Here is a 26,924-nt window from a genome sequence, read left to right as displayed (position 1 = left end):
CGTCCACCGCGGTGGACGACGACGTGCACCGGGTGTCCTTCGCTGATCAGCAGCGCGACCGCGTCGGTCAGCTGCAGCTCGCCGCCGCTGCCCGGGGTGATCCGCTTGAGTGCGTCGAAGATCGCCCGGTCGAGCAGGTACCGCCCGGCCGCGGCGTAGGTCGACGGCGCGTCCTCCGGCTTCGGCTTCTCCACCATCCCGTGCACGCGCTTGACGTCGTCGTCATCGGTGTCGGTGACGTCGAAGACGCCGTACGGGGAGATCTCGGCCTTCGGGATGTCGAACGCGCAGAGCACGCTGCCGCCGAACTGGGCGCGGACCGCGCTCATCCGCCCGAGCACGCCGGTGGGCAGCACCAGGTCGTCGGGCAGCAGCACGGCGACGGCCTCGTCGTCCGGGCGCAGGTTCGGCTCGGCCTGCGCGACGGCGTGGCCGAGGCCCAGGGCCTGCTCCTGGATGGCGGTTTCGACGGCGAGGAGGTCCGAGCCCCGGCGCACCTTCTCGAGCAGCTCGGTCTTGCCCTTGCTCTCGAGGTTCTGCTCGAGCTCGGGCTGCTTTTCGAAGTACCGGACCACGGCGTCCTTGCCCGGCGAGGTCACGATGACCAGGCGTTCCGCGCCGGCGGCGGCGGCCTCCGCGGCGACCAGCTCGATGCCGGGGGTGTCCACCACCGGCAGGAGCTCCTTGGGCACGGCCTTCGTCGCCGGGAGGAACCGTGTCCCGAGGCCGGCGGCAGGCACGATGGCGGTTCTGAACGTCTGGGTGGTTGCGGCGCCCGTCATGGGCGCAGAGCCTAACGTGAGGTCATGCACGCGCTGGGCAATGAGCACCTGAGCAAGACGGAGTGGCGTGACCGGGTGACACGGGCCCGGGCGGGGCAGGCAGCCGAATCGCACGCCAGGGAGGCGTCGGCGCTGGTCAGTGCGGTGTCGAAGGTCACAGCGGGCACCGTGTGCGCGTACCTGCCGTTCGGCACCGAGCCGGGCACGACGGCGTTCGTCGACGTGCTGGTGGCCGGCGGTGCGCGGGTGCTGCTGCCGGTCATCCGGTCGCGGGCGGAGCCGCTCGACTGGGCCGAGTACACGGGCGAGGCCGACCTGGTGCCCAGCCGGTTCCGCGGCATCCGCGAGCCGGGCGGGAAACGCCTGGGTACCGAGGCCGTGGGGGCGGCGGAGCTGGTGCTGGTGCCCGCGCTGGCCGTGGATCGGCAGGGTGTCCGGCTCGGGCGCGGAGCCGGACACTACGACCGCACGCTGGGTTTCGCCGCGGCCGGCGCCGCCTTGCTGGCCGTCGTCCGGGACGAGGAGCTGGTCGAACGGCTGCCCGGGGAGCCCCACGACATCCGCATGACCGGGGCCTTGACGCCGGGTCGAGGCGTGGTCGAGCTGCCGGTGTGAGCAACCTGGAATTGCTTTCGGGGAATGTTTTCCAGCACAATCGGGTTGGCACTCTGGTCGGATGAGTGCCAGCAAAGGAGCCGTCAGTGCCTACGTACCAGTACGCCTGCAAAGAATGCGACCACCGGTTCGAAGCCGTGCAGTCGTTCTCGGACCCCAGCCTGACCGTCTGCCCGCAGTGCTCCGGGGCGCTGCGCAAGGTCTTCAGCTCGGTCGGCGTCGTCTTCAAGGGGAGCGGGTTCTACCGCACGGACTCGCGTGACTCGAGCAAGTCGAGCACCGCGGCCGCCCCGGCGAAGACCGAGACCAAGACGGAGTCGAAGTCCGACACGAGCTCGGCATCCTCCTCTTCGACCACGACGAAGACGGCCGCCGCGGCGTCCTGACCGCGGAGTTATCCACAACACCCCGGTTGTCCACAGACGCCGGACGTGGCCCTTCCGGCGGCCCGTCCGGCTTCCCTAACGTCGATCTCGTGCGGCACACCGCCGCACCCGATCAGGCCGAGGGGGCCCCGTGGACGTCCTGCCGAAGCTCCGCGCACTTCATCCGATCCGGCTGCAGAGCCGGCGGACCCGGCTCATCCGCCGCTGGCTCGCCGTCGGCCTGCTCGTCCTGGGCGGGCTGTCGCTCGTCCACCCCGGTTCCGCGCGAGGCGCACCGACCGTCCTCGCGGCACACGACCTCCCTTCCGGCGCGGCGCTGACGGCTGCCGACGTCCGGCTGGCCGACCTGCCCGGCGAAGCACGCCCGATGGGCGTGTTGAGCACCTTCGAGGCCGTCGACGGACGCCTGCTGGCGGGCGCCGTCCGGGCCGGTGAGCCGCTGACCGACGTCCGGCTGGCCACGGTCCCCGCCCCAGGCGTCCCCGGCACGGCGACCGTGCCGGTCCGGCTGGCCGACGAGGCGGTCGCCGAACTGCTCCAGCCCGGCCAACGCGTCGACGTCGTCGCGGCGCCTGAGCAGGGAGCGCCCGCTTCCGTACTGACCGCCGGGGCGACGGTCGTGACGGTCGGGAGCGGGAAGCCGGCCACGCCGAAGGGGCCGCTGGTGCTGCTTCGGCTCCCGGAAGCAGCCGCGACGAGAGTGGCGGCGATTTCACTGGAGCGTCCGGTAACGGTTACTCTCCGCTAGCCCACGCCCGCCGACGCGGGCGGGGCGTCCCCTTCCGGTTCGTGGCTCGTGAGGAGAGCAAGGTGTTCAAAGGCTTCAAGGACTTCCTGATGCGCGGAAACGTCGTCGACCTCGCCGTGGCGGTGGTCATCGGCTCGGCGTTCACGGCGATCGTCACGGCGTTCACCAACGGCCTGATCAAACCCCTGATCAGCACGATCGGCGGCACCGACGCCGCCAACGGCCTCGGATACCAGATCTTCGACAACAACAAGGCGACGTTCCTGGACTTCGGCGGCGTGATCAACGCGGCGATCAACTTCGTGCTGGTCGCGGCGGTGGTCTACTTCGTCATCGTGATGCCGGTCAAGAAGGTGCAGGAGCGCCGCAAGCGCGGCCAGGAGCCGGGTCCCTCGGAGCCGACGGACGTGGAGCTGCTGACCGAGATCCGCGACCTGCTGCGCGCCCAGCAGACCCACCAGCGCGGCACCGACCGCGACTGACGAGGTCAGCGGTCGTGGTGCGGTGGCCGGTTCTCCCGGTACCAGTCATCCGGGAGGCCGGTGCGCCGCTCGGGGTCGCGCTCGTCCGAGGTCGTCTCGGGCAGAACGTCCCCGAAGATCTCATCGACCCGGCGGCGCTGCTCGCCGGTCCGCGGCTTCCGCTGTTCACCCGCCATCCACCCAGTCTCCCACGACGCGGTGTTTGACAACTCCAGAGTGCAAAGCCCGGCCGCCGCCCAGCCCGGCGCCGTCGGAGAGCCGCCCGCTCGGCACTACCCGACGAGAAGCCCAGCCGCGATCACGCCCGTCAGCCCCGGTTTCGGCCAGCAGATCCCATCACCCCGCCACCGATCCGGAAACCGGCAATCACACCTCTTCGAGCCCCGAGAGCTCGTCGATCACGTGCGGAACGAGCGAGGTCAACGTCGCCATCCCATCCCGCACCGCGGACCGCGACCCGGCCAGGTTGACCACGAGCGTGCTGCCGGAAACCCCGGCGAGCCCGCGCGAGATCCCGGCGTCGACCGCACCGGCGGCCAGCCCGGACGCGCGGATGGCCTCGCTGATGCCCGGGATCGGCCGGTCGAGCACACCGGCGGTGGCGTCCGGGGTCCGGTCACGCGGCAGCACACCGGTGCCGCCGACGGTGATCACCAGGTCGGCGCCACCGATCACGGCGGTGTTGAGCGCGTTGCGGATACCCGCGGTCTCGGCCTCCACGACCACGACACCGTCGACGATGAAGCCGGCTTCTTCGAGCAGCTCCGTGACCAGCGGGCCAGTGGTGTCCTCGTGCTCGCCGTGCGCCACGCGATCGTCCACGATGACCACGAGGGCCCGGCCCAGCCGTTGTGCACTCCGTTCCATGGCGCCCACCGTAGCCGGTTTCGGCGGCCGGGCGCCGGGAGGTTCCGGGTGAGTTCTGACGATTCGGTGACGTGCCGCGGTGAGCGTCGGCGGGCTCCGCCGAAGACCCCTAGCGTGGCCGGTGTGCGCGTACTGGTCACCGGCGGAGCCGGGTTCATCGGGTCCCACATCGCCGACCTCCTGGCCGAAGACGGCGACGAGGTCGTGGTGCTGGACAACCTCCTCCCCACGGCCCACGGTTCCCGCACCCCACCGCCGTACACGGGCAGGCACCGGTTCCTGCGCGGCGACGTCACGGACGCGGAGATCGTCGCGGAGCTGCTGGACGGCGTCGACGCGGTCTGCCACCAGGCGGCGGTGGTGGGCCACGGCATCGACCCGTCCGACGCGCCGTCGTACGCCCTGCACAACGACTACGGCACGGCGGTGCTCCTGGCCGGCATGCACGCCGCCGGCGTCCGGAAGCTGGTCCTGGCCTCGTCGATGGTCGTCTACGGCGAAGGCCGCTACGCCTGCCCAGACCACGGCGTGGTGGCACCCTCGCCCCGCCGCCGGTCCGATGTGGACGCGAGCCGGTTCGAGCCGCGCTGCCCGTCGTGCGGAACGGAGCTGAGCTGGCAACTGGTCCCCGAGGACGCGCCGTTGAACCCCCGCAGCACGTACGCGGCGACGAAGCTGGCCCAGGAACACCTGGCGGGCGCGTGGGCCCGCCAGACGGGCGGCACGGTGTGGGCCATGCGCTACCACAACGTCTACGGCCCTCGAATGCCCCAGAACACGCCGTACGCGGGAGTCGCGTCCCTCTTCCGGTCGGCGCTGGCCCGCGGCGAGGCCCCCGAGGTCCTGGAGGACGGCCGCCAGCAGCGCGACTTCGTTCACGTCCACGACGTGGCCAGGGCGAACGTCCTGGCCCTCAGGACAGCTGGCCCAGGCGACCTGACGCCGGTCAACGTCTGCTCTGGCACCCCGCACACGGTGGGCGAACTGGCGGAGGAGCTGGCCCGCGCCTGCAACGGCCCGGCACCGAAGATCGTCGGCGGCGCCCGTCCGGCCGACGTCCGCCACGTGGTGGCCGACCCGGCCCGCGCCCGCGAGCTGCTCGGCTTCACCGCGGAAGTCGGCTTCGCGGAGGGCATCGCCGACTTTGCCACGGCCGAACTCCGGGAACCGGTTTCCCCTTGATCGCGGGAAGACGCCCCAAGCCGCCTAAGGCATCGCGAGCGGCAGGCGCACCTCGAACCGGCACCCCGGCCCGTGGTTCTGCACCCCGATCCGCCCGCGATGAGCCTCGACCAGCCCCTTGGCGATGGCCAGGCCGAGCCCGCCCCCGCTGGTCGTCCCCCCGCGCTCGGGCGTCCGCGCCTGCGTCCCGCGGAAGGCCACGTCGAACACCCGGGTGATCTCGTCGTCCGGGATGCCGCCGCAGGAGTCGTCGACCGCGAGCAGCGCCTCGTTGCCGTCGACGCCGATCTGCACCGCCACCGTCCCGTCGGGCGGGGTGTGCCGGATCGCGTTGGAGACCAGGTTCCGCACGATCCGGGCCAGTTCCGGGTCGCTGCCGGTCACCACCGGCCAGGTCGAGGCGTTCGCGAGCACCCGCACCCGCTTCCGCTGGGCGACTGGCGACTGGGCGGCGACAGCGTCGCTCACGACGTCCCGCAGCGGCACCGCGGACATCGTGAGCTCCAGGGCGCCCGCAGTGATCCGCGAGAGCTCGAACAGGTCGCCGACCATCGCGGAGAGCCGCCGGGTTTCGCCGCCGATCCGCTGGGCGTAGTCGGCGACCTCGTTGCGTTCGGACACCACGCCGTCCGCCAGCGCTTCGGCCATCGCCTGGATGCCGGCCAGCGGGCTGCGCAGGTCGTGGCTGATCCAGGCGACCAGTTCGCGCCGCGACGCCTCGGCGGCGCGTTCCCGCTCGCGCGCCTCGCGTTCCCACACACTGCGGCGCGCGATCGCCCGGCCGAGGATGATCGCCGCGGGCACGGTGACCAGCGCGACGAGCAGGCAAACCAGGAGCATCGTGGTCAGGGCCGGGGTGAACATGAACCCGCTGATCCCCAGGACGCCGACCAGCGTGGCGAGCACCGGGATCAGCACCAGCACCGAGAGCGTGGTGGTCAGCGAACCGCGGCGCAGGACGTACAGCGCCACCCCGCCCAGCGCCGCGACCGGCAGCGAGAACAGCAGCGCGAACGGCAGGATGTGCCAGAGGTGCGTCAGCATCTCCGGGAAGGATTCGCCCGAGCCGATCACGGCTGCTCCCGGTCGTAGCGGTAGCCGACGCCCCACACGGTCGCCACCCGGGTCGGCTTGGCCGGGTCGCGCTCGATCTTCTCGCGCAACCGTCGCACGTGGACGGTCACTGTGGACTGATCGCCGAAGTCCCAGCTCCACACCTTCTCGAGCAGGTCCGCGCGCGAGTAGGCGACACCCGGGTGGGCGAGGAAGAACGCCAGCAGGTCGAACTCGCGGGTGGTGAGCGGCAGTTCGCGGCCGCCGCGGGTCGCGGTCCGTGCCTTCATCTGCAGGCGCAGGTCGCCGTCCACGAGCTCGGCGGCGGCCGGCTCCGGGCGTGGCATCCGGGCGCGGCGCAGCACCGAGGCGACGCGGAGGGCGAGTTCCTTGGGGCTGAACGGTTTGGTCACGTAGTCGTCGGCGCCGAGCTGGAGCCCGGCAATGCGGTTCTCCTCCTCGCCGAGGGCGGTGAGCATGACGATCGGCACCTGGCTCACCTGACGCAGCCGCCGGCACACCTCGAGGCCGTTGATCCCGGGCATCATGACGTCGAGGACGACCAGGTCGGGCTCGTGGGCGGCGAACCGGGCCAGGCCCTCGGCGCCGTCGCCGGCCATGTCGACGGTGAACCCGGCCACCTCGAGGTAGCGGCGGACGACGTCGCGGACCGTCTCGTCGTCGTCGACCACGAGCACGTGCCCGGTCTGATCGCTCATCACGTCTCCCTCACCAGCCCGTCAGCAGCAGGTGGTTGAGCGCCAGCGCCGTCGCCGCCTGGGCGGCCAGCCACCACTGGCGGCCCGGCCGCGGCAGCAACGCCGTCATCGGCAGCAACCACACCCCGAACGGTAGCCAGATCCGCTCGGTCTCGGCTTTCGACAGGCCCGAGACGTCGGCGAAGAGGATGGCGGTCAGGGCGGCGAGGCCGAGCAGGAGCACCGGATCGGTGAGCAGGGTCCGGCGCGGGGACGCGAGACCGCGCCGGACGGCGGCCACGACCGCGGGCCCGAGCGCGACCACGACCGCGGCGAGGTCGGCCCACACCCAGTACGAATAGGGCCGGACCAGCGCAACGCCCTGGTAGTAGCGCTCGACGACCAGGTGGTAGCCGTCGAGCCACCAGAAGCCGGCCCACGCGAAGACGCCCACGACGGCGAGGGCCGCGACGATGGCCAGTGCCGCCGCCCGCCACTGCCGGCCGAGAACGGCGACCGCCACCGCGAGCACGCCGAGCAGCACCAGGCCGTACGACAGGAAGATCCCGAAGCCGAGCAGAACGCCGGCGGCGAGCCCGGCCGGCACGGCGTACCGGCGGCCGTGGGTGAACCCCGTCGCGGACAGCGCGAGCAGCGCGAGGCCGGTGGCGGTCACCCCGGCGAACAGGCCGTCCGCCGACACGCCGATCCACACCGCGCCGGGGGTGAGGACGGCGAACGGCAGCACCGTGCGGGCCGCCTCGGGCCGGCCGAGCAGGGCGACCGTGGCCGGCACGGCCACCGCGACCAGGCTGCCGGCGAGCACCACGGCCGTGGCCGCCCACACGCCGCCGTGCAGGCCGAGCCGGTCCAGCCAGACGAAGACGAGCGTCGCGCCCGGCGGGTGCCCGGAGACGTGCGTCGTCCACGAGTGCGGCTGGAAATCGAGGATGCGTGAGGAGAACTCGCGCAGCATCCGCGGGATGTCGGTGATCCCCGGCACCTCGTGGAGGTACTCCTGCGGGATGGTGAGGTGCCCGGCGAACCCGCGGGACCAGCCGTCGACCATGGCCAGCGAGAAGATCCAGGCGAGCGAGGCGAGGTAGCCGGCGGCGAGGGCGCGACGCCACGGCAGGCGAGCGGCCAGCGCCGGGCCGTGGAGCACCACCGCGACCGCGACGAGCACGGCGAACACCGAACCCGGGCCGACGTGCGGCAGCCAGTCGGCGAACAACGGTGGCGCCGACACGAAGATGATCACACCGGAGTGCGGCCGGTTGTAGTACAGGCCGACCGCGGTGGCCGCGGCGACGAGCACCACCGCCGCGGCGACGGCGAGGAGGTCGGCGCGGCGGCCGGTGACCGGGGCTTCGGGTTCGCGGGCAGGCGGCTCGGCGAGCCGGGCTGCCGGGTTCGGCTCGCTCATCGCCGCCCACCCTAGGGCCGCGGCGGACGATCCGCGCTCCCGGAACGGGAGCCGTAACGACGCGGTAAGAACTCGCCGGACGTCATGATTCGGTAAGCGCCACAAGGGTTCTACCCCACTCGGGACGGACTTACGGTCGGGCCCGTGACTGACTTGGAAGTGGACGTCGTCCTCCCCTGCCTCGACGAAGCGGCCGCGCTGCCCGGCGTGCTGGCCGGCCTGCCGCCGGGCTACCGCGCGATCGTGGTCGACAACGGTTCGTCCGACGGCTCACCCGAAGTGGCGGCCTCGCTCGGCGCGAAGGTCGTCCACGAACCGCGGCGTGGCTACGGCGCGGCCGTGCACGCGGGCCTGGAAGCCGCCACCGCGGACATCGTGTGCTTCGCCGACGCCGACGGGTCCCTGGACCTCGCCGACTTGCCGCACCTGGTGAGCGCGGTCGAGCACGGCACGGACCTGGCTGTCGGACGCCGGGTGCCGACCGGTCCCGGGGTGTGGCCGTGGCATGCGCGGGCGGGCAACGTCGTGCTGGCGTCGCTGTTGCGCAGCCGGGGGCTGCCGGTGCGGGACATCGCGCCCCTGCGCGCCGCGGACCGGCGGGCGCTGCTCGGCCTGGGCGTGGCCGACCGGGCGTTCGGCTATCCCCTGGAGCTGCTGATCAAGGCCGGGCGTGCCGGGTGGCGGGTCCGCGAGTTCGACGTCCGGTACGGCGAGCGCGCCAAGGGCACGAAGTCGAAGGTGTCCGGGTCGGCGCGGGGCACGCTGCGCGCGGTCCGCGACTTCGGGCGGGTGCTGGCCCGATGACGCGTCCGTTCGTCCTGCTGGTCGTGGCGAAGGCGCCGGTGCCCGGCCTCGCGAAGACCCGGCTCTGCCCGCCCGCGACGCCGGCGCAGGCGGCCGAGATCGCCGCGGCCGCGCTGCTCGACACGCTCGACGCCGTCTGCGCGGTGCCCGGCGCCTTGCCCGTCGTCGCGATGACCGGCGACCTCGGCGCCGCGGCCCGGTCCGCCGAGATCGGTGGGGCGCTGCGGCGCTCGACCGTCATCCCGCAGCGTGGCCGGGATTTCGGTATCCGGCTGGCGAACGCCCACGCCGACGCCGCGGCGGTGCACGCCGGACTGCCCGTTCTCCAGATCGGCATGGACACGCCGCAGGTCACGCCGGAGTCCCTCGCCGCGGCGGCCGCACCGGTCCGGCACGGCAGCCACGACTCGGTGCTCGGGCCGGCCGCGGACGGTGGCTGGTGGGCGCTGGGACTCGCCGACCCACGGCATGCGCAGGTCCTCGCGGACGTCCCGATGTCCCGCGACGACACCGGCGAGCGCACGCTACGCGCCCTCGCCGCGCGCGGGCTGCAGACACGGCAGGCGTTCCAACTGTCCGATGTGGACACCATGGTGGACGCCCGGTCGGTGGCGGCGGCGTGTCCGCACGGCCGGTTCGCCCGAGCCGTGGCGGCCGTCGGCGGACAGGCGGTGGCGTGATGACGGCCCCGGCAAGCGCCGGCCACGAGTTCGACCTCGGCCTGCTCGGCCACCGGTGCTGGCTCGAGCTGGCCAGTGGCGAGCGGATCGAGCTGGCGGTGGAACGCTGGGCGGAACCGTCCGAGGGCGACGACGTCCTGCTCGACGCGTGTTCCGGTCCCACCATCGATCTCGGGTGCGGGCCCGGCAGGCTGACCGCGGCGCTGGCCGCGCGCGGGGTCGTCGTGCTGGGCGTGGACAGCTCGCGCACGGCCGTCGGGCTGACCCGGCGACGCGGCGGAAGTGCGTTGCAGCGCAACCTCTTCGACCGCCTGCCCGGCGAGGGGCGGTGGCGGCACGCCTTGCTCGCGGACGGCAACATCGGCATCGGCGGCGACCCGGCCACCCTCCTGCGGCGCACGGCGCGGCTGATCGCTCCCGACGGCGACATCCTCGTCGAGCTCGAGCCGCCCGGCCGGGGGCTGCGGCACGAGCGCGTCCGGCTCCGGCCCGGCCACGCCGACGTCGCCTGGTTCACCTGGGCCTGGGTCGGGGTCGACGCAATCGCCGAAGTCGCCGCGCGCGCCGGGTTGCGCGTCGACCGGACCACCCGGCGCGGGCACCGCTGGTTCGCACGATTGGAGCGATCGTGAAACTCCCGATCCCGGCGGAAGAGCAGTTCCGGGCCGCGGCGCACCACGAGCGCGTGACGTCGAAGATCGGCTTGGCCCTCGCCATCACGTTCACGACGTGCTTCGTGACGGGCTTGCTCAGCCACCTCATCCAGCACCCGCCGAGCTGGTTCTTCTGGCCCAGCCGGCCGGTCGGCCTCTACCGCGTCACGCAGGGGCTGCACGTGGTCTCGGGCGTCGCGTCGATCCCGTTGCTGCTGGCGAAGCTGTGGAGCGTCTACCCGAAACTGTTCGGCCGGCCGCTCGTCCGCTCGCTGCCGCACGCCCTGGAGCGGCTGTCGATCCTGGTGCTGTCCGGCGCGGCGTTCTTCGAGCTGACCACCGGGCTGCTGAACGTGGCGCAGAACTACCCGTGGGGCTTCTACTTCCCGCAAGTGCACTACGCGGTCGCGTGGCTGGCCATCGGCTCGATCCTGGTGCACGTCGCGGTGAAGCTGCCGATCATCCGCCGCGGCCTGAGCCGGGCCACCGTCGAGGAGCCGCCGGCCGAAGGGCTGTCGCGACGGGAGTTCCTGGTGACCACCGGGCTGGCGACCGGCGTCGCGGTCGTGGCCACCGCGGGCGCGACGGTTCCGTTCCTGCGCGGTGTCTCCGCCCTCTCCTGGAAGACCGGCAACGGCACGCAGGGCCTCCCGGTGAACCGCACGGCGGCGGCCGCGGGCATCACGTGGTCGCCGGCCTGGCGCCTCTCGGTGGTGACCCCGCGCGGCACGACGAAGTTCTCGCTCGACGAGCTGCGCGCCCTGCCGCAGACGACGGCCGAGCTCCCGATCGCGTGCGTGGAGGGCTGGAGCCAGTCGGCCACCTGGCGCGGGATTTCCCTGCCCGCGCTGCTGAAAGCCGTCGGCGCGGCACCGGGCACGGCGGTCCGGGTGTCCTCTTTGGAGCGCTCCGGGCTGTACGGCGTCAGCGTCCTGCCCGGCGAGCACACGGCCGACGAACTGACGTTGCTGGCTTTGGAGTTGAACGGCGAGGTCCTCGCCCCCGACCACGGCTTCCCCTGCCGGATCATCGCCCCGAACCGGCCCGGCGTGCTGCAGACGAAGTGGGTCACGAAACTGGAGGTGCTGTGAAGACCGCCCGCGCGCTCCTCGCGCTGCCCGGCCTCGCCGCACTGGTGTGGGGCGTGGTGCTGTTCGCCGAGTACGCGCTCCCCCTGCGTCCCGACGTCTTCGGCACCCTGGCCTGGGTCGTCGGTGGCCCGATCCTCAACGACGCGGTCATCGCCCCGCTGACGGCACTGCTCGGCTTCGCCCTGTCCCGACTCCTCCCGCCCCGCTGGCGAACCCCCGTCATCGCGGGCGCGGTCATCACCGCCGCGCTGGCCATCCTGGCGTTCCCGCTGCTCTGGCGCCCGTACGGAACCCCACCCATGCCAGGCCTCCACGACACCAACCCGGTCCCGGCCCTGGCCGTCACCCTGGCAGCAGTCTGGCTCACGGTGGTCCTGACCGCCCTCCGCCGCCGTGTCGTCCCCCCAATCACGCGAGATACACCTCCAATCACGCGAGATACGCCCCCAATCACGCCAGACACGTCCCCAATCACGCGAGATACGCCTCCAGACACGCAAGATTCCGGTTCCCACCCACCAGCCGACCGCCCCCGCACCTGACCCGGGCACAAATGCGGCCACGCGCGACCGGCATCGAGTGCCTGGTCGCGCGTGGCCTTGTGGGTCCGGCCCCGGAAAACGGGGGTCGAGCCGAAGTTGGTCTCGGCCGCGCCAGGGCGGCCGAGCGTCTGGATCAGTTGGGCTGGACGGGCTGGCCGCCGAAGGTCACCTCGACCGTGCGGCCGCCGGCGAGCGTGAAGGTCGCCTTCTCGTCCGGGGCGCGGGTGCGGACCGCCGCGACCAGGGTGTCGGCCGAGTCGATCGGGCGGTCGTCGATCTTGGTGACGACGTCGCCCGCCTTCAGGCCGGCCTTCTCCGCCGGGCTGCCGGCCTTGATCGCGCCGAGCTCGGCGCCGCCCTGCGGGGCGTCCTTGACCTCCGCGCCGATGTAGGTCTGCACCGCCTGGCCGGTCTTGATGATCGTGTCCGCGGTGCGGCGGGCCTGGTCGATCGGGATGGCGAAGCCGATGCCGACGTTGCCGCCTTCGGACGCGCCCTGGCCCTGGCCGCCCGACGCCGACTGCGGGCTGTAGATCGCCGAGTTGATGCCGATGACCTGGCCGGACATGTTCGCCAGCGGGCCACCCGAGTTGCCCGGGTTGATCGCCGCGTCGGTCTGGACCGCGTCCATCACCGTCGTCTGGTCGCCGCTGCTGCCGCCCGCACGCACCGGCCGGTGCAGCGAGCTGACGATGCCGGACGTCACCGTGCCGGCCAGCTCGAACGGCGAGCCGATGGCCACCACCGACTGGCCGACGCGCAGGTCGTCGGACCGGCCGAGCTCCACCGGGGTCAGGTTGCCGACGCCGGTGACCTTGACGACCGCGATGTCGGTCGTCGGGTCGCGGCCGACGACCTTGGCGGCGGCCTTCTTGCCGTCCTGGAACACCGCCTGGATCTGACCGCCGTTCGCGCCGACCTCGACGACGTGGTTGTTCGTCAGGATGTAGCCGTCGGTGCTGATCACGAACCCGGAGCCTTCGCCGGCCCCCTGCTGGCCGCTGACCTGCAGCTCGACCACGCTCGGCGACAGCTTCTGCGCGACGGCCTCGATCGAGCCGGCGGGCGCGTTGCCCGTCTGCTGGGCCGGCTTCGGCGCGTCGAGCGCGTTGCTGGCCGGGCCGGACGACCCGCCGGTGAAGTACCCGACCGTCCCGCCCGCGACGCCGCCGACCAGCAGCGCGACCAGCGCGACGCCGGCGAGCAGCTTCCCGCCGGACCGCTTGGGCTCCGGCGCGGCGGCCACCGGGTAGCCGCCCGTGGGGGGCTGCCCGTACGGGTTCGGCGGCGGGTAGACGCTCTGCTGCGTCTGGCCGGAGGGCAGCTGCGCGCCCGGGGCCGACCACGGGTTCGCGGACTGGCCGCCGTACGCCGGATCGGCCCCGGTCACCGCGTGGTAGGACGGCTCCGAATACTGCGGCGCACCGCCGGACTCGGGCTGGGCCTGCTCACCGTACGGGTTTCCCGCCCAACCGCCCTGGGCCGGCTGCTGGCCGGTCTCGGGGTGCCTCGGCGCCGCGGGTTCGTGTGCGCTGGGGTCGTTCTCGGTCATGTCCTCACCTTGCGCGATGGTCCTGAGAGGTTCCTGAGCCGAACCTGTGCATCGGAGATGAGTATGGCCGCCTCAGCCCGCCGCGCGGAGCCGTTCCGCGATCTGCTCCGGCGTCGCGTCGTTGATCCACACCGCCATCCCCGACTCGGACCCCGCCAGATACTTCAGCTTGTCCTTCGCGCGCAGCACGGAGAACAGTTCCAGGTGGAGCCAGCCGAGCTCGCGGTCCCGGCGCACCGGCGCCTGGTGCCACGCCGCGATGTAGGGCAGCGGCCGGTCGTACAGCGCGTCGCAGCGACGCAGCACGTCGAGGTAGACGTCGGCGAAGTCGTCGCGCTCGGCGTCGGTCAGTGCGGGGATGTCCGGGACCTGCCGGTGCGGCACGATCTGGACCTGGACCGGCCAGCGCGCCGCCGGCGGCACGTACGCCGTCCAGTACTCGCCGGAGGTCACCACGCGCGCGCCGGACTTGCGTTCGGCGGCGAGCACGTCGCCGAGCACGGGGCGGCCGTGTTCGGCCTGGTAGGCGCGGGCGACGTCGAGCATCCGCTCGGTCTTCGGGGTGACGAACGGGTAGCCGTAGATCTGCCCGTGCGGGTGCGACAGCGTGACGCCGATTTCCTCACCGCGGTTCTCGAACGGGAAGACCTGCTCGACGCCGGGCACCGCGGACAGCCCGGCCGTGCGATCAGCCCAGGCGTCCACCACGGCCCGCACCTGCTTCGCGCTCAACTGCGCGAAGGAACCGTCGTGGTTGCTGGTGAAGCAGACGACCTCGCAGCGGCCACGCCCGGGCCGCACCGGCACCAGCCCGAGACCATCCACAGTGGACGGCTCACCGATCACGTCCTCGGCGAAGGACGGGAACCGGTTCTCGAAGACGACGACGTCGTAATCGCTTTCCGGGATCTCGCTCGGCTTGCCGGGCTTGCTCGGGCACAGCGGGCAGAGGTCGGCCGGCGGCTTGTAGGTCCGCGTCTGGCGGTGCGCCGCCATCGCGACCCACTCACCGGTCAGCGGGTCCAGCCGGATCTCCGACGCGGCCGAAACCGGCGGCAGGTCGCGGGTGTCCTCCGCGACGCGGTCGGGCGCCCCGGGCTGGTCGAAGTAGATGATCTCCCGGCCGTCGGCCAGGTGTCGTACAGTGCGCTTCACGCTTCTCGGGCCTCGTCCGTCTCCGCCGTCTCGGCGATCATCAGTTCTCCCGCCCGTTCGGCGAGAATTTCCTTGGCCTCGTCGGGAATCCCATCATCGGTGACGACGACGTCGGCCTCGTCCAGGTCGGCGATCGTCGAGATCCCGACGGTGCCCCACTTCGTGTGGTCGGCGAGCACGACCAGCTTGCGCCCGGCCTCGACCAGCGCGCGGTCGGTCTCGCTCTCGGTGAGGTTCGGGGTCGTGAACCCCGGCCCGTCGGCCATCCCGTGCACGCCGAGGAAGACGGCGTCCAGGTGCAGCGACCGCAGGCTGTGCACGGCGACCGGCCCGACCAGCGCGTCCGACGGCGTCCGCACCCCGCCGGTGAGCACGACGGTGCGGTCCGGCTGCGTCGACCCGCGGAGCACGTCGGCGACCTGGATCGAGTTGGTGACGATGGTGAGCCCGGGGATGGCGTCGAGCGCCCGCGCCAGCGTCCACGTCGTGGTGCCGGCGGAGATGCCGATCGCGGTGCCGGGCCGGACGAGCGTCGCAGCGAGCTCGGCGATGGCTTCCTTCTGCGCCCGCTGGCGCACGGACTTGGCCTCGAAGCCGGGTTCGTCGGTGCTCTTGCCGACGACCGAAGTGGCGCCGCCGTAGACCTTCTCCACGAGCCCGCGCCCGGCGAGGACGTCGAGGTCGCGGCGCACCGTCATGTCGGACACGCCCAGCCTGGTCACGAGGTCGCTCACGCGGACCGCGCCGGTCCGGCGTGCCTCTTCCAGGATCACCGCCTGTCGCTGACGCGCCAGCACCGTTCACTCCGTCCGTCGGGCCCCAACCACACAAAATCCTACACGATTCAACACGAGATCCGCAGAGCCGACGCGGGTGAACTTTCGAACGACCAGGTCACAGCACGATCGGCAGCACCACTCCCCAGCCGAACAACACCACCACGGGCGAGACGAGCGCAATGCGCCACGCGAGCGGCAATGCGTCCGTGGCGACGAGCACCGCGAACGCGTAACAGCCGGCGACCACCACGCAGAACAGCGGGAAGGGGCAAGCCACGACGTCGAGCACGGTGGTGACCAGCGAGAGCACGACGAGCGGCCCGCCCAGCGCGACGGGCCACGCCGGGCGGACGCGGGCCAGCGCCAGCAGGACGTACGCGATCAGCGCCACACCCATCACCGCGAGCGGCACGACGAACATCGCGATGACGAGGCACGCCGGGCCGGTGCACAGCTCCCGGTACGGCAACGCCCACAAGACGAGCGTCGCGACCAGCCCGCTCACCGCCGCGACGAGGCAACGGCGGACCAGCTCACGGCAGGGCATCCGCCGATACTGGCCGATTCCGCCGCCGGCGTCTCGCGAACGGGTCAGCCGGGCGCCCCCGGCAGCCGGATCGTCATCAACGCGCCGCCCTCGGGCGCCTGGGCGGCGTACACCGCCCCGCCGTGCCGCTCGGCCGCGTGCTTCACGATCGCCAGCCCGAGGCCCGAGCCCGGCAGCGTCCGCGCCTCCGACGAGCGGTAGAAGCGGTCGAACACCTTGGGCAGGTCCTCTTCGGCGATGCCCGGCCCGGCGTCGGCGACCTCGACCACGGCGGTGCCGTCGCCGAGCGGGTACAGCCGCACCCAGACCGTCGCGCCGGGCGGCGAGAACTTCACCGCGTTGTCGAGCAGGTTCAGCACCGCCCGCTCGAGCGAGCTGTTGTCGCCGGTGAGCACCCACGGCTGCAGCGAGACGTCGAAGTTGATCTCGCCCGCCCGGCGCCGCGCCCGGTCGAGCGCCCGCTCGACGACCTCCAGCAGCTCGACGCGCTCGAAGCGCTCGCGCGGCTCGTCCTGGCGCGCGAGCTCGACCAGGTCGCCGATCAGCTGCGTCAGCTCGTCGAGCTGGCCGCTGATGTCCGCGACGATTTCGATGCGGTCCTCGTCCGGCAGCGGCGGCGCGCCCGGCTTGCTCGCGGCGAGCAGCAGCTCGAGGTTGGTGCGCAGCGACGTCAGCGGCGTCCGGAGCTCGTGGCCGGCGTCCGCGACCAGCTGGCGCTGGCGTTCCTGCGAGTCCGCCACCGTGCCGAGCATCGTGTTGAACGTCTGGGTGAGGCGCGCGAGCTCGTCGTCGCCGCTGACCGGGATGGGCCGCAGGTCGCCGGTCCTGGCGACGCGTTCCGCGGCCGACGTCAGCCGGTCGACCGGGCGCAGGCCGGTGCGCGCCACCGCGGTGCCCGCCGCGGCGGCGACCAGGATGCCGGCACCGCCGATCAGGAAGAGCACCAGCGCGAGCTCGTTCAGCGTGCGCTTGGTCGGGGCCATCGACTGGGCCAGCACGATGGCCTCGCCGTGCCCGGTCGGCAGGGCGACGACGCGACTGTCGGAGCGGAAGTCCGTCCGCAGCGACTCCGCCGAATCGCCGTTCGCGACGGCCAGCTCGTCCTGCCCGAACGGCGGCGGCGAGCTCGACAGCGGGTAGGTCATCACCGCGTGCTGGACGTCGGGCGCCGCGTTGAGCTGCCCGATCTGGAGGTCGGCGCTGGCCAGGAACGCGCCGGGGACCTGCCGCAGCTCGGTCTGCACCTGCGGCGAGTTGGCGGCCGCCTGCGCGCGGGCCAGCAGGCTGTCGTCGAGCTGCTGGTAGAGGTTGCTGCGCACGACCATGTACGCGCCGATGGACACCAGCGCGACGGCGCCGGCCACACAGGCGGCGGCGAGCAGCGTCACCCGGCCGCGCAGGGAGAACCGGCGGGCTCCCCAGCGCGTGCCGCGGGGATCGCCGGGTTCGGTCACGGCGGGGTTTCCCTCAGGACGTACCCCACCCCCCGCACCGTGTGGATCAGCCTCGGCTCCCCCTCCGCCTCCGTCTTGCGGCGCAAGTAACCGACGTAGACCTCCAGCGCGTTGCCCGACGTCGGGAAGTCGTAACCCCATACTTCCTCCAGGATCCGGCCACGCGTGAGGACGTGCTTCGGGTAGGAAAGGAACAGTTCCAGCAGGGCGAATTCGGTCCGGGTCAGGCTGATCTCGCGGCCACCGCGGCGGACCTCCCGCGTGCCGGGGTCGAGGGTCAGGTCCGCGAAGGACAGGGCCTCCGAAGCCTGGCCGTTCTGCCCCTCCGGCATGGCCCGGCGCAGCAGCGCCCGCAGCCGGGCGAGCAGCTCCTCGAGCGCGAAGGGCTTCGGCAGGTAGTCGTCGGCGCCGGCGTCCAGCCCGGACACCCGGTCGGAGACGGTGTCGCGCGCGGTCAGCACGAGGATCGGCAGGTCGTCACCGGTGCTGCGCAGGCGGCGGGCGACCTCCAGGCCGTCGAGCCGGGGCATCATGACGTCCAGGACCATCGCGTCCGGCCGGTCGGCGATGATCGCCTCCAGGGCCTGCGCACCGTCACTGGCCAGCTGGACCTGGTAGCCGTTGAACTCCAGGGACCGCCGGAGCGACTCACGGACGGCGCGGTCGTCGTCCACCACAAGGATGCGCATGGCGCTAGTTTTACGCAGCGTGCTGAGACCCGCCTAAGAACACACACAGAACTAACAAAGGATTTCTCACTCCGGACCACGCGCGACCGGCGCGTTCCAGTGCCGCCAGAGCGCAACCATCCTGACGGAAACGACGACGGCGGCCGCGACGACGGTCACCGGACCTTCGGGCAGTCGCGCAGCGTGACCGACGGCGACGAGCGCCGAGCCGGCCAGCGCGGCCACGGCGTAGATCTCCTTCCGCAGGACGAGCGGGATTTCCCGGAGCAGCAGATCCCGCACGGCCCCGCCGCCGATGCCGGTGGTCATCCCGATCAGACACGCGGCGTAGACGGTGGCGCCGGCGTTGAGCGCGGTGGTCGTCCCGGCGGTGGCGAAGACGCCGAGCCCGAGCGCGTCCGCCAGGAGAACGCCACGCCGCAGCCGCGCGACCTGCGGGTGGAAGACGAAGACACCCAGGGCGGTCCCGGCACAGACGGCGAGGTAGGGCCAGTTCCGCAGGGTCGTGGGCGGGTGGATGCCGAGCAGGACGTCCCGGATGACCCCACCGCCGAGAGCGGTGGTGAGCCCGACCACGACGACGCCGAAGACATCGAGCCGCGCCCGCACCGCGGCGAGCGCGCCGGACGCGGCGAAGGCGACGAGCCCGACGAACTCCAGCGCCGTGAGCAGCATCTACTGGTCGAGCAGCCCACCGCGGTAGGCCAGCAGAGCGGCCTGCACCCGGTTCGCGGCCCCGATCTTCGAGAGCACGGCGGAGACGTACCCCTTGACGGTGGCCTCGGAGAGGTGCAGCCGCCCCCCGATCTCGGCGTTGGACAGGCCCTGCCCGATGAGCGCGACGACCTCGCGTTCCCGTTCGGACAGAGAGGCGAGCAGCTTCCGGGCGGGCTGAGCGGCGCGTTGTTCGTCCCGGTGCGACTGCACCATCCGCGCGGCGACACCCGGATCCAGCACGGCGCCCCCGCGCGCAAGGTCCCGGACGGCCCTGAGCAGCGCGGCGGGATCGATGTCCTTGAGGAGGAACCCGTTGGCCCCGAGCCGGAGCGCGAGGCTGACGTATTCATCGATGTCGAAGGTGGTCAGCATGGCCACGGTGGGCGGATCGGGCAGGGCGAGGATGGCCCGGAGCGCGCGAATGCCGTCGTCAGGGGCTCGCATCTTGATGTCGAGCAGGGCAACATCGGGGTGGTAGCGCCGGGCAACCTCCACGGCGGATCTGCCATCGCTCGCCTCGCCCACGATCTCGATGTCCTGGGCCCCGGACATCATCGCGCGCAACCCCGAGCGCACCAGTTCCTCGTCGTCGGCGAACATGAGCTTGATCAACGAAGCCCTCCGCAACAGCCGGTGGGAGCGGCTCCCCGCGTCCCGTTAACGAAGGTTACCTACTGTTGTTCAGCAGTTCGAAACCAGACACGACCAGGTGAGGCACTGGTCCGTCCAGGTCAGGTCGGGTGGGCGGCACCGCGGGGTGTATCCACACGGTCAGCGGCGAGCGAGAACCACTCACCTGGGTGACGACGACCGTCGGGTTGCTCCATCCGTGCCCCAGCTGCTGCGAACGGTCCCGGCAGGCTAAGCTGACCCGGCAGTAGCAGGCCCTCGTAGCTCAGGGGATAGAGCACCGCTCTCCTAAAGCGGGTGTCGCAGGTTCGAATCCTGCCGGGGGCACAACACACTCGGCAGCCAGGAGCGGGCGCCGCGCCGAATTCGAGAGGCGTGGGCGTCGCCTTCGGAGGGACCGCTGGGCCGAAGCTCGGTCACCAGGCTCACCATCGTCTCGATCGGCCGGCACCAATGCCGGTTCACGGATCGATGTGCCGGCTAATCACACCGGGCCGGCTCGTTGCCCCAATAGCTCGCCACCGCCTCACGATGTCGACTAGACCTATCGGGTTTCGATGAACCGAATCCTATTCACGATACAGTCGTCTGTGGTAGATACTGAACCGTCATGGCGTCGAGGATCGGCGTTGCGCACGAAGTCAGAGGCGGGGGCCGGGAGTTGCATTCATCCAGTCGAAGGTTTTTGCGAAAAGCGAAGCTCGGCGGCCGGATTCTGGCCATCATCGGCCTCAGCGTCCCTGCGGTCACGATCCCCACCTCCGCGTGGTTGAACAAGAGTGATGAATCTGCGTTCAATCAATATGTCGGCTGGGCGAACATTCTGGCCCTGACCGTCGGCGTGATCGGCGTCGTCGTGGTGATCGCCGAGAAAATGGGCACGTTTCGCAGCTATTCACGCACGGAGCTGGCTGAAATAGCCGAACAATTGGTCGTCGAAGTGCGACGCCAGGAAAACCGGACGCTGGCCCGATTGCTCAGCACGGACAGCCTCGATTCCCGGCCGGCCGATTTCCGGATTTCCCTGCAAGGAAGAGCGGCGAAGTCCAAGAAGTCCGCCACGCGCCGAGTCGATCCGAGCAAGCTCGCAGACTTCTTCCTCGACGAAGCAAAAGGCAGGATGGTCCTGCTCGGCGGGCCCGGCTCGGGCAAAACGGTACTCGCCATTCAATTGCTTCTTCAACTGGTCTCGCGCCGAACCACGGAAAACGTCTCGGTTCCCGTAATATTCGCCCTGGCGTCCTGGAACCCGACTAAAAGCGACCTCGAAGAGTGGCTCACATCGCAGTTGTCGATCAGATTTGCCCTGGAGGAAAAAGTTGCCCGAAAACTAGTGGAACACGGCTTGATAGTACCCATACTCGACGGCCTCGACGAGATGGACCAGCAGGACGCAGCAAAACATCGATCGACGCGCGCCGTGGAGCGCATCAACGACTTCACGGCTTCGACAGCGGACTGTCGGATACTGGTCATATCGAGATCCGGACCGCAGTACTACGAACGCGTTGCCCGCAAAGTGCGAGCAACGCAGACCGTCGTCATCCAGCAGCTCACCGCGACACAGATCATCGATCACATTCGCACCCACTGCGCCGAAGAGCACGAACTGGATGCCTGGCAATGCGTTTTCGAAGGACTACGTGGAGCAGGCTCCAGGACAGTCGTATCGGCACTGGGAACGCCGTGGCGACTGTCGGCCGCCGTGATATTCCACAAATACGGCGGAGAACCAGCCGATCTTCTACCCACCAGCGCAGAGAAGAAGGGCAGGTCGGATGCCTACCTGGAGCGAGTACACACACTTCTGATGGAGTATTTCCTGGAATCCAGGGTCAGGATATTCCAAACAAAAAGACTGCGACCAGCCAAAACCATATCCTGGTTGCATCTCATCGCCAAGCGAATGTCAGCCCACGGGGGTCAGTCGAACGAGATCGTCCTTCACGATTGGTGGCGACTGCTGGACGAACGCAAGGTTCGAGTAGGGCATCTCTTTTTCACCTTCACCGTCCTGCACCTGCCGTTCGCCATCAACGGATCTTTCGGCATTTCCACACCTTCAGGTGAAGAGCACGGCTTTCTTACCTACATAGCCATCATGTCCAACTACTTGACGATCATGTTCATCTCCATGTGGCGGTGCGTTCGAGATCGCGAGCCGACGCGGCTGACGTTCAACCCCTTCAAAGACATAAGAATACTTGCCATGTCAGCACTGTTCACGGCAATCACCGGCGGCATCATCGGAATAACGTACGGCTTGGCTTATGGGCCCGTTTTCGGCGCCCTGTCGGGATTGACCGCCGCCATCACCACCGTGTTTGCGGTAGCCTCGGCCCAACCTCACCCGAGCCAGGCAAGCAGCCCCCTGGAGATGCTGCAGAACGACCGGCGAGTCGCCTTGCTCAGCGGTTTCCTGATCGGCGCGTGCGCCGGGCTGTACTACCTCAAACTGTACGGTATTTCCATCGCGTTGATCTACGCCGAGATGTGCGTCTTGGGACGCTTTTGCTGCTCGGCATACGCTCGGTACTTCATCGCGACCGTGTACGGGTGGGCTCGATATGGATTACCGCTGGTTCTTCCACGCTTCCTGGAATGGGGCCGGCAGTCCGGCGTCTTTCGCACCTCGGGAGCGGGGTTCCAGTTCCGTCACCAGGAGCTGCAGGACTACCTGCAGTCAAGCGGGAGTTCGTCGAGGCAGTGATCGGCGAGGCGCACGGACTTGCGCTGCCTCCGGCACCGACGGGGGCCTACCACTTCCTGGTGTTCGATGAGCTCGAACGATCGTCGGCGTTCCGGTCGACCCACCTGAGTCCATAGGCCAAGCCGGACGTGAGGTGCTGGAACCGCAGGTGCACTTCCCCCGCCGCATCCACTGGCTGTGGCCGGCCGCGGTAGGCCGGGTCCGCGATGTCCTTCTCGAACGCCCCGTCGAGGGTGAGCACCTCCTCCGGTCCCGCCTTGCCGAACCGCACTCTCAGGTCGAACGCCTCGCACCGGTGCTGCGGGACGCACACCAGGTGCGGGCTCACGACCGAGCCCACGTCGAACAGCACCGCGTACTCCCACGACTCGCCGCGGGACAGTGCGCGCGGCAGTTCCATTACGAAGCCGCCGCCGTCGGGCGGGTCCGTCAGCGTCCCCCCGTACAGCACCGACCCGTCAAGCGCGGCGGAAAGGGGAAGCGGGAGTTCCAGCGAACGCAGCCCGTCCTCGTCGGCGACCACCCGGCGTTGCTCGAACACGCGCGACTCCCCGATCACCAGGGCCACTACCAGCGCCGCCGTGTGCCAGTTGCCGGGCAATGCGCCGGCCGACGGGGCCAGCGCCAGCTCCGCCAGCAGATCGATGGCCTCGTCCACGCGACGCCGGACCGTGCGGGGATCGCGGTCGACGCGGAGGGCCGCCCACTTGACCCGGTCCTGGTACAGCGGCAGGCGGGCCTCCGCGGTGATCGCGAAGGCCGCCAAGACCGCCGCCCGCAAGTCGTCCGGGAGGTGGGCGGACAGCTCCGACAGCCGGCCGGACACCTTCGCGCGGATCACCACCATTCCGTCCGACTCCGACACCCCGCACGCCGAACGCAGCGAAGGGCCGACCCGGTCCGAAAGCCTGCTCGCCTGCAGGCCGCGGCCCTTTCGCAACGCCTTCAGCTCCGCTACCAGCTCAGCGCGCTCCACCGGCTTCTCCTTCAGTGAGTCTCCATGGCAACCCCCTTTTGGACAGGGTGCGGTCGGCCGGTGGACGGGAAGTGGACAGAACGTGCATCACCGAGGCGATCAACGCCGTCCCCATGCGGACGCCGTCGCGGCTCAAGTACCTGCGGAACGTTCCGATGCGGCCCAGTGCCTCCTCGTCCGCGTCGCCCAGGCCGAACGTCACCACCCGGGGACAGCGCGGCCACGCGGGGTCCGTCAGCGTCGCGAACGCCGAAGGCCAGGTCACCGGGTCCGTCGGCTGGCCGTCGGACAGGAAGAACACCAGTGGGCGGTGGACCCGCAGGCGGTGGCGCTGCAGGATCGCGACGTCCCGATCGATCACCGCGCGCAGGAACGTGAACAGCGGGCCGAAGTTCGTTCCCGCGCAGGGGCCCGGCTCGGGGAGCTCGGCGAGGTCGTCCATCGGGAGGAGGGACTGGACCTCCTGCGGCCGCTCGCCGAAGCCCACCACGCTGCAGAACACGCGGCCGGCCAGCGAGGCGTCCGCGTGGACGGCGCCGCGGAACTCGCGCAGCCCCCGCTTCAGCTCGTCGATGTGGTCGGTCATCGACAGCGAAACATCGCAGGCCACGTAACACGGCAACACGTCGGTCCCCATACCGGTTTCTCCTTCACCCCTGATCGACCGGCGGAGTGTGCCAACGCCGTGTGCACCGAACGTGGAAGAAATGCGGATTTCCGAAACCCGGACGGCCGATTGCGCGACATCAAAAGAGGACAGCAAGCTGACGCCGGGGAGGCCGCGTGGAGTTTCGGATGCTCGGCCCGCTGGAGGCCTGGCACGACGGCGTGCCGGTGCCGCTGGGCGACCAGCAGCAGCGGTTCGTCCTCGTCGTGCTGCTCCTGCACGCCAACAAGCCGGTGACGCCCGCCCGGCTCGCCGAAATCGTCTGGGCCGACCGCGAAGCCAAGCCCACCCTGGTGCGCAGCTACATCAAGCGGCTGCGGGACGTCGTCGGGGACGCCACCATCGAAACCACCCCGACCGGCTACCTGCTGCGGATCGGCGAGGACCAGCTGGACACCATGCGCTTCACCCGGCTGCGCGCCGAGGCCGCGGACGTCCGCGCCGAGGACCCGCGCCGGGCGATCGCGCTGCTGCGGGAGGCCGCCGGGTTGTGGCGCGGGAAGTTCCTCGAAGACATCGACATCGACCGCGTCGGCGGGCCCGAGGTGATCTCGCCGGACGAGAGCTACCCCGACCTCGTCGGTGACCTGGCCGAACTCGAGCTCGAGACCGGCGACCACCGCTCGGCGCGCGACCGGCTGCGGCCGCTCGTCCAGGCCGACCCGGCCAGCCAGAAGCACGCCGAACTGCTGATCCGCGCGCTGCTCGCCGGCGGCGACCGGGTGGCTGCCCTGCGCGTCTTCCACGGCACCCGCGACGCCCTCGGCGCGCTGCGGATGGCGCCCGGGCCGGTGTTGCGCAAGCTCGCCGCGCGCGCCGAACAGGGCGATCCGCCCAGTTCGCTGCCGTCGCGGCCCGGCGGGTTCACCGGCCGGGCCGGGGAAATCGCCGTGATCGAGGCGGCCGCCGCGGCCGGACGGCGCGCGGTCTGGGTCAGCGGTGCGCCCGGCGTCGGCAAGACCGGACTGGTCGTCGAGGCGGCCCACCGGCTCCGCGGCCGGTTCCCCGACGGCCAGCTGCTCGCCCGGCTGAACGGGTTCACGCCCGGCGTCGAGCCGGCCGACGTCGGCGACGCCCTCACCGAGCTGCTGGTCGAACTCGGCGTGCCCGCCGAGCAGATCCCGGCCACCGTCGGCCGCAAAGTCACGCTCTACCAGGCGACGCTCTGGGGCACGCGCACGCTCGTCGTGCTGGACAACGCCGCCTCGCCGGAGCAGATCCGGCCGCTGCTGCCCGAAGCGGACGGCTGCCTGGCCGTCATCACCAGCCGGCGGATGGGCGACGCCGACACCGGCGAGCCCCTCCGGCTCTCCCCGCTGCCGCCCGAGGAGGCGGCCGAGCTGTTCCGGGTGCTCGCCGGGCCGGCGCGGCTGCGCGGCCGGGCCGCCGACGTCGACGCGGTGGTCCGGCGGTGCGGCCACCTGCCGATGCCGATCCGGGTGGCGGCCGCGCTGTTCCGGCGGCACGACCGGTGGCCGCTGGAGCACCTGCTGCGCCTGCTCGAAGAGAACGGGCCGTGGGGCGAGGACGACGGCGGCGCCGCGGTCCGGGTGTCCTACCGGCAGCTCGGGGAGCCGCAGCGCGCCCTGTTCCGGCTGCTCGGCAGCCTGCCCGGCCCGGACGTCGACGTCGTCGGCGGGGCGGCCCTGGCCGGCTGCGACATCGCCGAGGCCCGGGAGCTGCTCGACGACCTCCACGAGGTGAGCCTGCTGGAGGAGGCCGCGCCCGAGCGGTACCAGATGCTCGACCCGCTCAAGGAGTTCGCCGCGAGCGAGCCGGCGCCCGAACCCGCGCTGGTGCGGCTGCTCGACTACTACCTGGTCACGCTGGCCAACGCGGTCCGCGCCGCGTACCCCTTCGACCGGGCCCAGCTGCCGTCGACGACGGACCGGTCCTGCGCGGTGACGCCGCGCTTCGCCGACGCCGACGCCGGGCTGCGGTGGATCGTCGCCGAACGCGACAACCTCGTGGCCGCCATCCGCTACGCCGCCTCGCACGCGCTGCCCGAGCACACCTGGCGCCTCGCCGTGCTGCTTTGGCGCTACTTCAACACGACCAACCAGTTCGAGGACTGGATCGGCACGCTCGAGCTCGCCTGGCGGATCGTCGCCGCGGACGCGGGCAACGACTACGGCCAGGCACACGTGCTGCTGCGGCTGGCCACCGCGCACGACCGGCGCGGGCAGCTCGCCGAGGCACTGGAACTCGCCGCCCGGGCGCTGCCCAAGTGGCGCCGCCTCGGCGACCCGCGCGGCGAAGCGGCGACGCTGTGCGCGCTCGCCATCCCCACCATGGAACTGGGCCGGCACGACCAGGCGATCGCCCACCTCGAGGCCGCGCTGGCCAAGTACGAGCAGACCGAGGACCGCCGGGGCGAGGCCCACGCGCTGGGCATGCTCGGCTACCTCAACGAACTCCACGGCAACCTCCAGGTCGCGTTGCGGCAGCACGATTCCGCCGCGCGGATGCTGCGGGAGATCGGCCACGTCCAAGGCCTGGCGCACACGCTCAACAACCTCGGCTCCGTGCAGGAGCGGCTCGGCTTGCTCACCGAAGCGCTGGCCAGCTACACGGAGGCGCACGGGCACGCCGCCGAAGTCGGCGATCGCTGCGTCGAGGCCTACGCGCTGAACAACCTCGGGAACGTGCACCGGCAACGCGGCCGGTACGCCGAAGCCGTCCGCTACCACGACAAAGCCCGGGAAGTGGCGGCGAACGTGCCGGACGCGGACCTGCGCACCCAGCTGTACCTCGACCGCGGCGCGACGGCGCTGGCCCGGGGCGCCCGCCAGGAAGCGCTCACCGCCGGCAAGTCCGCCCTGGACCTGGCCGACGGCAGCGGCAACCGCGCCTACCGGGCCCGCGCCCACCTCGGCGTCGCCGAGACGCTGCACGCGATGGGCGACCACAAAAGCGCTGTCCCGCACTGGACCGCGGCCGAGGACGAGTTCACCGAGCTCGAACTGCCGGAAGCCGGCGAAGTGCGCGAAGCACGTTCAGCGCTGAGCTGCGCCTGCGGCCCGCGGTGAGCCGTGAGTG

At 71.3% G+C, this 26,924-nt stretch carries 28 protein-coding genes and 1 tRNA gene; 13 read left to right on the top strand and 16 right to left on the bottom strand.

The annotated features are described in order from the left end of the window. Window positions 1-782 (bottom strand): UTP--glucose-1-phosphate uridylyltransferase (locus CCN39_RS26790; protein ID WP_086846501.1); only part of this gene is annotated, 782 nt, incomplete at its 3' end. Between the two features lie 24 nt (window positions 783-806). Here CCN39_RS26790 and CCN39_RS26785 point away from each other — a divergent pair. The 4 genes from CCN39_RS26785 to mscL all read left to right on the top strand — a co-directional run bounded on the left by CCN39_RS26785 (window position 807) and on the right by mscL (window position 3,013). Continuing rightward, a complete protein-coding gene (locus CCN39_RS26785) occupies window positions 807-1,397 on the top strand; it encodes a 5-formyltetrahydrofolate cyclo-ligase (RefSeq protein ID WP_086846499.1) in 591 nt (196 codons plus the stop codon). Between the two features lie 86 nt (window positions 1,398-1,483). After that, complete coding sequence (locus CCN39_RS26780; RefSeq protein WP_086846497.1) at window positions 1,484-1,783, top strand: FmdB family zinc ribbon protein; 300 nt, start codon at window positions 1,484-1,486, stop codon at window positions 1,781-1,783. A 130-nt stretch (window positions 1,784-1,913) separates the two neighbouring features. Beyond that, window positions 1,914-2,531, top strand: coding sequence for an SAF domain-containing protein (locus tag CCN39_RS26775; protein ID WP_086846494.1), 618 nt, complete (start codon window positions 1,914-1,916; stop codon window positions 2,529-2,531). Window positions 2,532-2,593: 62 nt separating this feature from the next. Beyond that, complete coding sequence (mscL, locus tag CCN39_RS26770) at window positions 2,594-3,013, top strand: large-conductance mechanosensitive channel protein MscL (protein ID WP_086846492.1); 420 nt, start codon at window positions 2,594-2,596, stop codon at window positions 3,011-3,013. Between the two features lie 5 nt (window positions 3,014-3,018). On the opposite strand, the gene CCN39_RS26765 is transcribed toward mscL, so the two are convergent. Together CCN39_RS26765 and CCN39_RS26760 are read right to left on the bottom strand one after the other, a co-directional pair. After that, window positions 3,019-3,189, bottom strand: a complete 171-nt coding sequence (locus tag CCN39_RS26765; RefSeq protein ID WP_086846490.1) for a hypothetical protein — start codon at window positions 3,187-3,189, stop codon at window positions 3,019-3,021. A 190-nt stretch (window positions 3,190-3,379) separates the two neighbouring features. Beyond that, window positions 3,380-3,880, bottom strand: coding sequence for a MogA/MoaB family molybdenum cofactor biosynthesis protein (locus CCN39_RS26760; RefSeq protein WP_013230045.1), 501 nt, complete (start codon window positions 3,878-3,880; stop codon window positions 3,380-3,382). Window positions 3,881-4,003: 123 nt separating this feature from the next. Between CCN39_RS26760 and CCN39_RS26755 the strand changes: the two genes are divergently transcribed. After that, complete coding sequence (locus tag CCN39_RS26755; protein ID WP_167455187.1) at window positions 4,004-5,062, top strand: NAD-dependent epimerase/dehydratase family protein; 1,059 nt, start codon at window positions 4,004-4,006, stop codon at window positions 5,060-5,062. Window positions 5,063-5,086: 24 nt separating this feature from the next. Here the strand turns inward: CCN39_RS26755 and CCN39_RS26750 are convergent, their stop codons facing one another. The 3 genes from CCN39_RS26750 to CCN39_RS26740 are packed head-to-tail and all read right to left on the bottom strand — an operon-like array spanning window position 5,087 to window position 8,239. Continuing rightward, window positions 5,087-6,136, bottom strand: coding sequence for a sensor histidine kinase (locus CCN39_RS26750; RefSeq protein ID WP_086846487.1), 1,050 nt, complete (start codon window positions 6,134-6,136; stop codon window positions 5,087-5,089). Next, window positions 6,133-6,834 (bottom strand): response regulator transcription factor, encoded by a 702-nt coding sequence (locus tag CCN39_RS26745; protein WP_086846485.1) that lies wholly within the window; start codon window positions 6,832-6,834, stop codon window positions 6,133-6,135. The genes CCN39_RS26750 and CCN39_RS26745 overlap by 4 nt, the downstream gene beginning before the upstream one ends. Before the next feature lie 10 nt (window positions 6,835-6,844). Then, window positions 6,845-8,239 (bottom strand): hypothetical protein, encoded by a 1,395-nt coding sequence (locus CCN39_RS26740; RefSeq protein ID WP_086846483.1) that lies wholly within the window; start codon window positions 8,237-8,239, stop codon window positions 6,845-6,847. A 159-nt stretch (window positions 8,240-8,398) separates the two neighbouring features. Between CCN39_RS26740 and CCN39_RS26735 the strand changes: the two genes are divergently transcribed. From CCN39_RS26735 to CCN39_RS26715, 5 genes are read left to right on the top strand one after another with little or no spacing between them, the layout of a single operon-like run. After that, complete coding sequence (locus CCN39_RS26735) at window positions 8,399-9,043, top strand: glycosyltransferase family 2 protein (protein ID WP_086846481.1); 645 nt, start codon at window positions 8,399-8,401, stop codon at window positions 9,041-9,043. After that, on the top strand, window positions 9,040-9,723 hold the full coding sequence (locus CCN39_RS26730; protein WP_086846479.1) for a TIGR04282 family arsenosugar biosynthesis glycosyltransferase: 684 nt from the start codon (window positions 9,040-9,042) through the stop codon (window positions 9,721-9,723). The genes CCN39_RS26735 and CCN39_RS26730 overlap by 4 nt, the downstream gene beginning before the upstream one ends. Beyond that, window positions 9,723-10,355 (top strand): methyltransferase domain-containing protein, encoded by a 633-nt coding sequence (locus CCN39_RS26725; protein ID WP_086846477.1) that lies wholly within the window; start codon window positions 9,723-9,725, stop codon window positions 10,353-10,355. The genes CCN39_RS26730 and CCN39_RS26725 overlap by 1 nt, the downstream gene beginning before the upstream one ends. After that, window positions 10,352-11,467: a molybdopterin-dependent oxidoreductase gene (locus CCN39_RS26720; protein ID WP_086846475.1), complete on the top strand. Its 1,116-nt coding sequence runs from the start codon at window positions 10,352-10,354 to the stop codon at window positions 11,465-11,467. Before CCN39_RS26725 ends, CCN39_RS26720 begins: the two co-directional genes overlap by 4 nt. Next, window positions 11,464-12,009 carry a hypothetical protein gene (locus tag CCN39_RS26715; protein WP_086846473.1) on the top strand — a complete coding sequence of 182 codons (546 nt, stop codon included), beginning with the start codon at window positions 11,464-11,466 and terminating at the stop codon, window positions 12,007-12,009. The genes CCN39_RS26720 and CCN39_RS26715 overlap by 4 nt, the downstream gene beginning before the upstream one ends. Window positions 12,010-12,142: 133 nt before the next feature. On the opposite strand, the gene CCN39_RS26710 is transcribed toward CCN39_RS26715, so the two are convergent. The 8 genes from CCN39_RS26710 to CCN39_RS26675 form a co-directional block, all read right to left on the bottom strand. Then, window positions 12,143-13,561, bottom strand: coding sequence for a S1C family serine protease (locus CCN39_RS26710; protein WP_086846471.1), 1,419 nt, complete (start codon window positions 13,559-13,561; stop codon window positions 12,143-12,145). A 72-nt stretch (window positions 13,562-13,633) separates the two neighbouring features. Further along, window positions 13,634-14,716, bottom strand: a complete 1,083-nt coding sequence (galT, locus tag CCN39_RS26705; RefSeq protein ID WP_086846469.1) for a galactose-1-phosphate uridylyltransferase — start codon at window positions 14,714-14,716, stop codon at window positions 13,634-13,636. After that, window positions 14,713-15,513, bottom strand: coding sequence for a DeoR/GlpR family DNA-binding transcription regulator (locus CCN39_RS26700; RefSeq protein WP_086846467.1), 801 nt, complete (start codon window positions 15,511-15,513; stop codon window positions 14,713-14,715). Before CCN39_RS26700 ends, galT begins: the two co-directional genes overlap by 4 nt. 97 nt (window positions 15,514-15,610) lie before the next feature. Further along, window positions 15,611-16,042 (bottom strand): hypothetical protein, encoded by a 432-nt coding sequence (locus CCN39_RS26695; RefSeq protein WP_086846465.1) that lies wholly within the window; start codon window positions 16,040-16,042, stop codon window positions 15,611-15,613. Window positions 16,043-16,086: 44 nt separating this feature from the next. Continuing rightward, on the bottom strand, window positions 16,087-17,496 hold the full coding sequence (locus tag CCN39_RS26690) for a sensor histidine kinase (protein WP_086846463.1): 1,410 nt from the start codon (window positions 17,494-17,496) through the stop codon (window positions 16,087-16,089). Further along, window positions 17,493-18,185: a response regulator transcription factor gene (locus CCN39_RS26685; RefSeq protein WP_086846461.1), complete on the bottom strand. Its 693-nt coding sequence runs from the start codon at window positions 18,183-18,185 to the stop codon at window positions 17,493-17,495. The genes CCN39_RS26690 and CCN39_RS26685 overlap by 4 nt, the downstream gene beginning before the upstream one ends. Window positions 18,186-18,251: 66 nt before the next feature. Continuing rightward, entirely contained in the window at window positions 18,252-18,860 is a 609-nt protein-coding gene (locus tag CCN39_RS26680) for a trimeric intracellular cation channel family protein (protein ID WP_086846459.1), read from the bottom strand. Further along, the gene (locus CCN39_RS26675; protein ID WP_003087851.1) at window positions 18,861-19,514 is read right to left on the bottom strand and encodes a response regulator; all 654 of its coding nucleotides are present in this window, start codon (window positions 19,512-19,514) and stop codon (window positions 18,861-18,863) included. Between the two features lie 272 nt (window positions 19,515-19,786). Here CCN39_RS26675 and CCN39_RS26670 point away from each other — a divergent pair. Further along, window positions 19,787-19,859 (top strand) — tRNA-Arg (locus CCN39_RS26670). 283 nt (window positions 19,860-20,142) lie between these two features. Next, window positions 20,143-22,242: an NACHT domain-containing protein gene (locus tag CCN39_RS26665; RefSeq protein ID WP_086846457.1), complete on the top strand. Its 2,100-nt coding sequence runs from the start codon at window positions 20,143-20,145 to the stop codon at window positions 22,240-22,242. Between the two features lie 46 nt (window positions 22,243-22,288). Here the strand turns inward: CCN39_RS26665 and CCN39_RS26660 are convergent, their stop codons facing one another. Together CCN39_RS26660 and CCN39_RS26655 are read right to left on the bottom strand one after the other, a co-directional pair. Continuing rightward, window positions 22,289-23,218: a hypothetical protein gene (locus CCN39_RS26660; RefSeq protein WP_086846455.1), complete on the bottom strand. Its 930-nt coding sequence runs from the start codon at window positions 23,216-23,218 to the stop codon at window positions 22,289-22,291. Then, window positions 23,205-23,855: a vWA domain-containing protein gene (locus tag CCN39_RS26655; protein ID WP_086846452.1), complete on the bottom strand. Its 651-nt coding sequence runs from the start codon at window positions 23,853-23,855 to the stop codon at window positions 23,205-23,207. Before CCN39_RS26655 ends, CCN39_RS26660 begins: the two co-directional genes overlap by 14 nt. 146 nt (window positions 23,856-24,001) lie before the next feature. On the opposite strand from CCN39_RS26655, the gene CCN39_RS26650 reads away from it, so the two are divergent. Further along, window positions 24,002-26,914, top strand: coding sequence for an AfsR/SARP family transcriptional regulator (locus CCN39_RS26650; RefSeq protein WP_244211023.1), 2,913 nt, complete (start codon window positions 24,002-24,004; stop codon window positions 26,912-26,914). The last annotated feature ends 10 nt before the right edge of the window (window positions 26,915-26,924 follow it).

Origin of the sequence: Amycolatopsis kentuckyensis, assembly GCF_002155975.1 — a bacterium.
Classification (GTDB): Bacteria; Actinomycetota; Actinomycetes; order Mycobacteriales; family Pseudonocardiaceae; genus Amycolatopsis; species Amycolatopsis kentuckyensis.
Note: the sequence above shows the minus strand (reverse complement) of the source record. Positions and strands in the feature narration are given on the sequence as shown.

Excerpts from the sequence above, each read along its gene's own strand:
- CCN39_RS26785 (WP_086846499.1), top strand. The coding sequence starts at position 807 with ATGCACGCGCTGGGCAATGAGCACCTGAGCAAGACGGAGTGGCGTGAC.
- CCN39_RS26765 (WP_086846490.1), bottom strand. The coding sequence starts at position 3,189 with ATGGCGGGTGAACAGCGGAAGCCGCGGACCGGCGAGCAGCGCCGCCGG.
- CCN39_RS26760 (WP_013230045.1), bottom strand. The coding sequence starts at position 3,880 with ATGGAACGGAGTGCACAACGGCTGGGCCGGGCCCTCGTGGTCATCGTG.
- CCN39_RS26745 (WP_086846485.1), bottom strand. The coding sequence starts at position 6,834 with ATGAGCGATCAGACCGGGCACGTGCTCGTGGTCGACGACGACGAGACG.
- CCN39_RS26740 (WP_086846483.1), bottom strand. The coding sequence starts at position 8,239 with ATGAGCGAGCCGAACCCGGCAGCCCGGCTCGCCGAGCCGCCTGCCCGC.
- CCN39_RS26730 (WP_086846479.1), top strand. The coding sequence starts at position 9,040 with ATGACGCGTCCGTTCGTCCTGCTGGTCGTGGCGAAGGCGCCGGTGCCC.
- CCN39_RS26725 (WP_086846477.1), top strand. The coding sequence starts at position 9,723 with ATGACGGCCCCGGCAAGCGCCGGCCACGAGTTCGACCTCGGCCTGCTC.
- CCN39_RS26710 (WP_086846471.1), bottom strand. The coding sequence starts at position 13,561 with ATGACCGAGAACGACCCCAGCGCACACGAACCCGCGGCGCCGAGGCAC.
- CCN39_RS26695 (WP_086846465.1), bottom strand. The coding sequence starts at position 16,042 with ATGCCCTGCCGTGAGCTGGTCCGCCGTTGCCTCGTCGCGGCGGTGAGC.
- CCN39_RS26685 (WP_086846461.1), bottom strand. The coding sequence starts at position 18,185 with ATGCGCATCCTTGTGGTGGACGACGACCGCGCCGTCCGTGAGTCGCTC.
- CCN39_RS26680 (WP_086846459.1), bottom strand. The coding sequence starts at position 18,860 with ATGCTGCTCACGGCGCTGGAGTTCGTCGGGCTCGTCGCCTTCGCCGCG.
- CCN39_RS26665 (WP_086846457.1), top strand. The coding sequence starts at position 20,143 with ATGGCGTCGAGGATCGGCGTTGCGCACGAAGTCAGAGGCGGGGGCCGG.
- CCN39_RS26655 (WP_086846452.1), bottom strand. The coding sequence starts at position 23,855 with ATGGGGACCGACGTGTTGCCGTGTTACGTGGCCTGCGATGTTTCGCTG.